We start from the raw sequence: 6,068 nt of genomic DNA on the forward strand, positions 1-6,068 counted from the left end.
CAGACAGGCCCTAGCAGCCGTCGACTCCGTTGCCCGAGGTCACGCGCCTGGAGGAGAACCCGGCCGCGGTGACTTCGGGCGCCCGGCGGTCATCGACCGGCCGGGTCGAGGACCGCTGTCACGAGCCGACGCGCGTAGGCGGCGTCGAGTCCGTCCGGGCGGAAGAGGATGCGGTACATCAGCGGGGCGACGACATGGTCGAGGACCGCCTCGATGTCAGGCCCCTTCTCCCCGCGTTCGGACGCGCGGGTGAGGATGACGTCGATCTGCTCCGCGGCGTAGGCGGAGCACTGGCCGGCGTTGCCGCCGTCCGGGTCGCCGAGGAGAGCGTCGCGGATGTAGGCGCGGCCGGCGGGGGAGGACATCTCGTCGAGGAACTGCTCGGCCCAGGCCGTGAGATCGGAGGACAGGGCGCCGTGATCCCCGGGCGCGGTCTCGGGCCGCAGCCGTTCGACCGCCACATCCGACAGCAGCTCCTGGAGATCGCCCCAGCGGCGGTAGATCGTCGAGGGTGTCACGCCCGCACGCTGGGCGATCATCGGCACCGTCAGGGCGTCGCGGCCCACCTCCGAGGCGAGTTCACGCACGGCCGTATGCACCGATGCCTGGACCCGGGCGCTGCGTCCCCCGGGGCGAACCATCTGCCTGCTCATGACACCTACTTTAAAGCGAAATAGTTGCTTCAGTGAGCCGCCCGCACCGGGGCGAAGGGCAGGCGGTCGGCACCGCCCCCTGCGCGGGCGCTTCCCCGGAAGCGCCCGCACGGCCACGTCCTTCCTTGATCACGCGACCCGCGCGAGCTCCCGGGCCGACTGGGTCCGCTCGTAGGCGTGGCCGGCCCGCAGGAGCACGCTCTCCTGGAGCGGTCGCCCGAGCAACTGCATGCCGATCGGCAGCCCCGCGGCATCCTGGCCGACCGGTACGGACAGGGACGGGATCCCGGTGATGTTGGCCGGGGACGACAGACGCACATAGGCGTCGGAGACGCCCTCGACGGTGCCGTCGGCCCAGGTGATGGTCTCCTGACCGGCCCTGACGGCGGTCGCCGGGACGGTGGGGGCGGCGATGAGGTCGACCTCCCGCAACATACGGGCCCACTCCTGCCGCATGAGGGTGCGGGAACGCTGAGCGCGCAGATAGTCCCCGGCGGTCATCAGCTCGCCGGCTTCGAGCAGGATCCGGACATCGGCCTGGTAGAGCTCGGGGACCGTACGCAAGGTGGCCTCGTGGTAGGCGGTGGCCTCGGGCACCATCAGACCCCAGTGGGTGGCCTGGATGTAGCGGGTCATGGGGATCTCGACCTCGACGAGGCGTGCGCCGAGGGCCTGGAGCTGGCCGACGGCGTGCCGGACAGCGGCTTCGACCTCGGGATCGACGTGGTCGAAGTAGTAGTTGCGCGGCACGCCGACCCGCAGCCCCGTCAGATCCGTGCCCGCGTCCGGCCGGTAGTCCGTGGCGGGTGTGGGCAGGGAGGCGGGGTCGCGGGGGTCGTGCTCGGCCAGGGCGGTCAGGACCAGGGCCGCGTCCTCGACGGTGCGGGTGATCGGGCCGACGTGGTCCAGCGACCAGGACAGGGACGTGACGCCGTGCCGTGGGAGAAGGCCGTACGTCGGCTTGAGGCCGACCACCCCGTTGAGCGCGGAGGGCACCCTGATGGAGCCGCCGGTGTCGGTGCCCAGGGCGAAGGTCGCCGTGCCGGCGGCGACGGCGACCGCGGATCCGCCGCTGGAGCCGCCGGCGACCCGGCCGGTGTCCCAGGCGTTGTGGGTCCCCGGGGTGGTCAGGCCGTAGGCGAACTCGTGCGTCTGCGTCTTGCCCAGCAGGACCGCACCGGCCGCCGCCAGGCGCGCGGCGACCGTGCTGTCGCCCTGCGCGCGGTGATCGGCGCGGACCCGGGAGCCGGCGCTGGTCGCCGTACCCGCGACGTCGATCAGATCTTTGACGCCCACGGGGATGCCGTGCAACGGGCCGCGATAGCGGCCGGCCACGATGTCGCGTTCCGCTGCACGGGCGGCCTCGCGGGCGCGCTCGGCGGCGACGGTGACGTAGGCCTGAAGCTGCGGCTCCCTGTGCGCGATGCGCTCCAGGACCGAGTCGGCCAGCTCGACGGGGGACAGCTGCCGGGTCCGGATCGCTTCGGCGGCCGCGGTCAGGGGCAGTTCATACGGTCGCATCGTGCGCCTCCTGTCCCGCTCGATAGGCGGCGGCGGGCACGGTCTCGCCGAAGTCCAGCTCGCGCAGGATCGAGACCACCGAGTGGATGTGGTCGGCGGTGGCCGCGACCGCGGCATGGCGGTCGGCGGGCAGCGGAAGCCCGGCACGGGCGGCCCAGCGGGCCGCCTCTGGCGGGGTGAGTGCTGTGTCGGGCATGGGTTTTCCGTTTCCGGGGTCCTCGGGCTGAAGTGGCCCAGAGCACCCCTCAGTGCTAAAAGCTAACCGTTTGCGTTAGCTCACCGTAGGGGCTACCTTGCCTTAAAGCAAACCCATAGCTTTTAGAAACTGACTCGCCGTGCCGCAGTCGTCCCCGAAGGACAGAAGGATCATGAGTACTCAGCCGACCCCCACCCCGACCTCCGCCCCCTCCTGGACCCTGGGCGACGTCACCGTCCACCGCATCGACGAGGTCCTTCTGCCGCCCGCGACCGGACCCTGGCTGCTGCCCGACGCCACCCCGGACCTCGTCGCCGCGCAGGACTGGCTGCGCCCCCACTTCGCCGACGACGAGGGCATCCTGCGCCTGGACAGCCACAGCTTCGCGTTCACCCTCGGCAGCCGGCGCATCCTGGTCGACACCGGCATCGGCAACGGCAAGGAACGGGCCAACCCCGCCTGGCACGACCTGGACACCGACTACCTGCGCGAGCTCACCGCCGCCGGATTTCCCCCGGACTCGGTCGACCTGGTGATCCTCACCCACCTGCACGCCGACCACGTCGGCTGGAACACACGGAAGACGGACGGCCGTTGGGTGCCGACCTTCCCGAACGCCCGCTATCTGACCTCACGCGTCGAGCGGGAGTTCTGGGCCGGGTACGACATGGAGGAGGCACGCGCGCAGATGTTCCGGGACTCCGTGATCCCGGTGGAGGAGGCAGGGCTGCTCGACCTCGTCGATGTCCCCGCCGGGGGCGCCGACATCGTCCCGGGCCTGCGCCTGCTGCCCACCCCTGGACACACCCCGGGACACGTGGCCGTCGAGCTGACCAGCCAAGGCCGGACGGCTCTGATCACCGGTGACTGCATCCACCACCCGGTCCAGTTCGCCCACCCCGCCATCGGCGCCTGTGTCGACATCGACCCGCGCCGGTCCGAGACCTCGCGCCGGACACTGCTCGCCTCCCTCGCCGACTCGGACACCCTCGTCCTGGGCACCCATTTCGCGCCGCCCACGGCCGGTCATGTGGTCCGCCACCAGGACGGATATCGACTCTCGCCCGTCCACGCCGGGCACGGGCCACTGACAGGCAGGGAGTCCGCGGTGGTCGGTCAGGAGGGGCGGTGCCCGGTGAGTTCCTGCCAGCGGTCGTGAGCGGCGGCGAGGCCCTGGCGTGCCGCGGGGATGCGAGGGTCACTGCCCTGCCGGGCGGTGACCTGTTCGAGGCGCAGCCGGGCGTTCTCTTGCGCGGAAGTGTCGTTCATAGCCCGGTGCAGATCGGCCTTTGCCTGCCGGAGCTGGGCGGGCCGGTCCCGTTGGAACGACTTGGCGGCGGCGATGGCGTTGTGGATGTCGACGACGAACTTGCGGACATACTCCTCCGCGATGTCGGCCGTGGCATAGGTCACCAGATGCTGGCGTCCGTTCGGACCGACCAGGTAGAGGTGGCCGGCCGTCCTCGTGTGATCGGAGCGGACGGCGATCTCGTGCAGGGGCAGATCTCCGCTGAAGTCGTCGGTCGAGACGGCGAGGACGTGTTCGTAGAGGCACAGGCCGCCGAGTTCGGCGCGGTAGACCCCGCGGCCGGGATCGCTCAGGCGGGCGAGGTGCTCCTCGGCGTCACGCACCCGGCGCCGGTGGGCGGTGGCAGCGGCTTCGACGGCACCGCGCGCACCGGCCAGCTCCTTGCGCGCGGTACGCTCCAGGCCGCTCACGGCACTGCGTGCACGGTCGAGATCACGGCGCGCGGCGCCGTACTCCGAGGCGAAGGCGAACTTCCAGCCGCCCGGATACCGGTAGAGCTGTCTGCCGACCGCGGCCGCGGCGACCAGAGCGAGCAGAAGTATCCAGCCCCAAGCGTGCATGATGCCCTCCCCCGTATGGCAGCCGGCGCCTCACGCCGTGACCGATGCCTCGGTGCTGTCCGCGTCGACGACTACCGGCAAGGGGCACGGGCCGTCAAATCCATTACGAGCCGGACCGGTTACGGCAGAGCGGGAGCCGGGGACAGGCACCGTCGGTGCGGGGGAGGGAAGTGCCGCCACCGAGCGGAACCGCAGGCAACGCGACCGTGTGCGCTCCGGCGACGCGCCGTCAGCCCGGTGCCGCCGACGGGCGAGTCGTCCGTCGACGGCTCGGCCACGTGGTCATCGGCCATGTGGTCATACGACCCTGATCGCCGACGTCGGACACCGCGCGGCCGCCTCCTGTGCCGCCTCCCGCTGGTCGGCCGGGGGAGTGGCGTCGAGGAGGATCACCGTACCGTCGTCGTCGTTCTGGTCGAAGACCGCCGGGGCGGCGAGGACGCAGGCTCCCGCGCCGCAGCAGAGGTCCATCTCGATCTCGATCCGGGTCACCGGGCCACCCCTCACCAGCGCACCGGCAGTTCGAGGACGCCGTACGTCACCATCATCTCCCGGGTGCCGATCTCCTGGGGCGGCACGGCAAGTTCCAGGCGGGGGAAGCGGCGCAGCAACGACTCGTAGCCGATGGCGAGTTCGAGCCGGGCCAGGTGGTGCCCCATGCACTGGTGGGGGCCGTTGCCGAAGGCCATGTGCCGGGACGGACCGCGGCGGATGTCGAAGGTGTCGGGGTCCTCGAAGCCCAGCGGGTCACGGTTGGCCGCGGGCAGCGACACCGTGACGACCTGGCCCGCGCGGATCGACCGCCCCTCGAACTCGAAGTCCTCGGCGGCCACGCGGATCGGTCCGATCTGCACCACGCTGAGGTAGCGCAGCAGTTCCTCGACGGCGTCGTCCATCAGCGACCAGTCGGCGCGCAGCGCGGCCAGTTGCTCGGGGTGGCGCAGCAGGGCATAGGTGCCCAGCGCCAGCATGTTGGTGGTGGTCTCCAGACCGGCGATGAGCAGGACGATCGTGATCCCGAGCAGCTCCTCGTCGGTCAGGTCCGTCTCCACGGTGAGCCTGCCCAGGATGTCCGGGCCCGCGTCCTTGCGCGCGGCCGCGATCAGGGCGTGGAGCATGCCGCCGAGGATCGCCATCGACTGCTGCATCTCCTCCCCGGTGGTGGAGAGGCTGAAGAGCACGTCGACATGGCGTCCGAACTCCGCGCGGTCCGCCTCCGGCAGGCCGAGCAGTTCCGAGGTGACCAGTGTGGGCAGGGGCTTGGCGAAGGCCTGGACGAGGTCCACGGGACCGCTGGTGCTCGCCATCTCGTCCAGCAGACGGTCCGTCAATTCCTGGATGCGCGGCCGGAGTTCGCGTACCCGCCGGATGGTGAAGTGCTTGCTCAGCAGCCGGCGGTAGCGGGTGTGCTCGGGCGGGTCCATATTGACGAACATCCCCGCGGGCAGCGCGTCCGTGCTCAGCTCCGAGCCGGGCACCTTCACCGGCGAGCGCTTCCCGGCGGGCAGCGAACTGAACCGGGTGTCCGCCAGCACGGACCGCGCGGTCTCCAGACCGGTGACCAGCTGCCCGATGTGCCCGTCGGGGTAGCGCAGCGGGGTGATCGGGCATTCGGCGCGTGCTCGCGCGAAGGGAGCGGGCGGGTCGAAAGGACAACCCGCGGGGCGCGCCGTGGGAAAAGGCTGGGCCGAGGGATTCTCGGCAGCTTGCGAATGCACCATGAAAATCCTCGGACCTCGTCATCGGAGGAGAACTGGGGAAGGCTGTATGACGTGCAGTTGTCTCATGACCGCCCCTAGGGTTCTCCTTAGAGATTTCCGGCCGCCGGG

The 6,068-nt window shown here is 71.0% G+C and carries 7 protein-coding genes; 1 reads left to right on the plus strand and 6 read right to left on the minus strand.

Annotated elements, in window-relative coordinates; translation table 11 throughout:
* Nucleotides 1–89 precede the first annotated feature (89 nt).
* From CCN72_RS00005 to CCN72_RS00015, 3 genes are all read right to left on the minus strand, one after another.
* Nucleotides 90–653 carry a TetR/AcrR family transcriptional regulator gene (locus CCN72_RS00005; protein ID WP_086805771.1) on the minus strand — a complete coding sequence of 188 codons (564 nt, stop codon included), beginning with the start codon at nucleotides 651–653 and terminating at the stop codon, nucleotides 90–92.
* Nucleotides 654–782: 129 nt separating this feature from the next.
* Nucleotides 783–2,174 (minus strand): amidase, encoded by a 1,392-nt coding sequence (locus CCN72_RS00010; protein ID WP_086805772.1) that lies wholly within the window; start codon nucleotides 2,172–2,174, stop codon nucleotides 783–785.
* Nucleotides 2,161–2,370 (minus strand): hypothetical protein, encoded by a 210-nt coding sequence (locus CCN72_RS00015; RefSeq protein ID WP_086805773.1) that lies wholly within the window; start codon nucleotides 2,368–2,370, stop codon nucleotides 2,161–2,163. Before CCN72_RS00015 ends, CCN72_RS00010 begins: the two co-directional genes overlap by 14 nt.
* A gap of 172 nt (nucleotides 2,371–2,542) precedes the next feature.
* On the opposite strand from CCN72_RS00015, the gene CCN72_RS00020 reads away from it, so the two are divergent.
* Nucleotides 2,543–3,529, plus strand: a complete 987-nt coding sequence (locus tag CCN72_RS00020) for an MBL fold metallo-hydrolase (RefSeq protein ID WP_086805774.1) — start codon at nucleotides 2,543–2,545, stop codon at nucleotides 3,527–3,529.
* On the opposite strand, the gene CCN72_RS00025 is transcribed toward CCN72_RS00020, so the two are convergent.
* The 3 genes from CCN72_RS00025 to CCN72_RS00035 form a co-directional block, all read right to left on the minus strand.
* The gene (locus CCN72_RS00025) at nucleotides 3,487–4,239 is read right to left on the minus strand and encodes a hypothetical protein (protein WP_086805775.1); all 753 of its coding nucleotides are present in this window, start codon (nucleotides 4,237–4,239) and stop codon (nucleotides 3,487–3,489) included. The genes CCN72_RS00020 and CCN72_RS00025 overlap by 43 nt on opposite strands.
* Nucleotides 4,240–4,536: 297 nt before the next feature.
* Complete coding sequence (locus CCN72_RS00030; protein WP_256641318.1) at nucleotides 4,537–4,731, minus strand: ferredoxin; 195 nt, start codon at nucleotides 4,729–4,731, stop codon at nucleotides 4,537–4,539.
* A gap of 11 nt (nucleotides 4,732–4,742) precedes the next feature.
* Nucleotides 4,743–5,960 (minus strand): cytochrome P450, encoded by a 1,218-nt coding sequence (locus tag CCN72_RS00035; RefSeq protein ID WP_086805776.1) that lies wholly within the window; start codon nucleotides 5,958–5,960, stop codon nucleotides 4,743–4,745.
* Between the last annotated feature and the right edge of the window lie 108 nt (nucleotides 5,961–6,068).

Source organism: Streptomyces murinus (genome assembly GCF_002154555.1).
Lineage (GTDB): Bacteria > Actinomycetota > Actinomycetes > Streptomycetales > Streptomycetaceae > Streptomyces > Streptomyces murinus.

Coding starts and splice junctions, on each gene's coding strand:
- CCN72_RS00005 (WP_086805771.1), bottom strand. CDS start 653: ATGAGCAGGCAGATGGTTCGCCCCGGGGGACGCAGCGCCCGGGTCCAG.
- CCN72_RS00010 (WP_086805772.1), bottom strand. CDS start 2,174: ATGCGACCGTATGAACTGCCCCTGACCGCGGCCGCCGAAGCGATCCGG.
- CCN72_RS00015 (WP_086805773.1), bottom strand. CDS start 2,370: ATGCCCGACACAGCACTCACCCCGCCAGAGGCGGCCCGCTGGGCCGCC.
- CCN72_RS00020 (WP_086805774.1), top strand. CDS start 2,543: ATGAGTACTCAGCCGACCCCCACCCCGACCTCCGCCCCCTCCTGGACC.
- CCN72_RS00025 (WP_086805775.1), bottom strand. CDS start 4,239: ATGCACGCTTGGGGCTGGATACTTCTGCTCGCTCTGGTCGCCGCGGCC.
- CCN72_RS00035 (WP_086805776.1), bottom strand. CDS start 5,960: ATGGTGCATTCGCAAGCTGCCGAGAATCCCTCGGCCCAGCCTTTTCCC.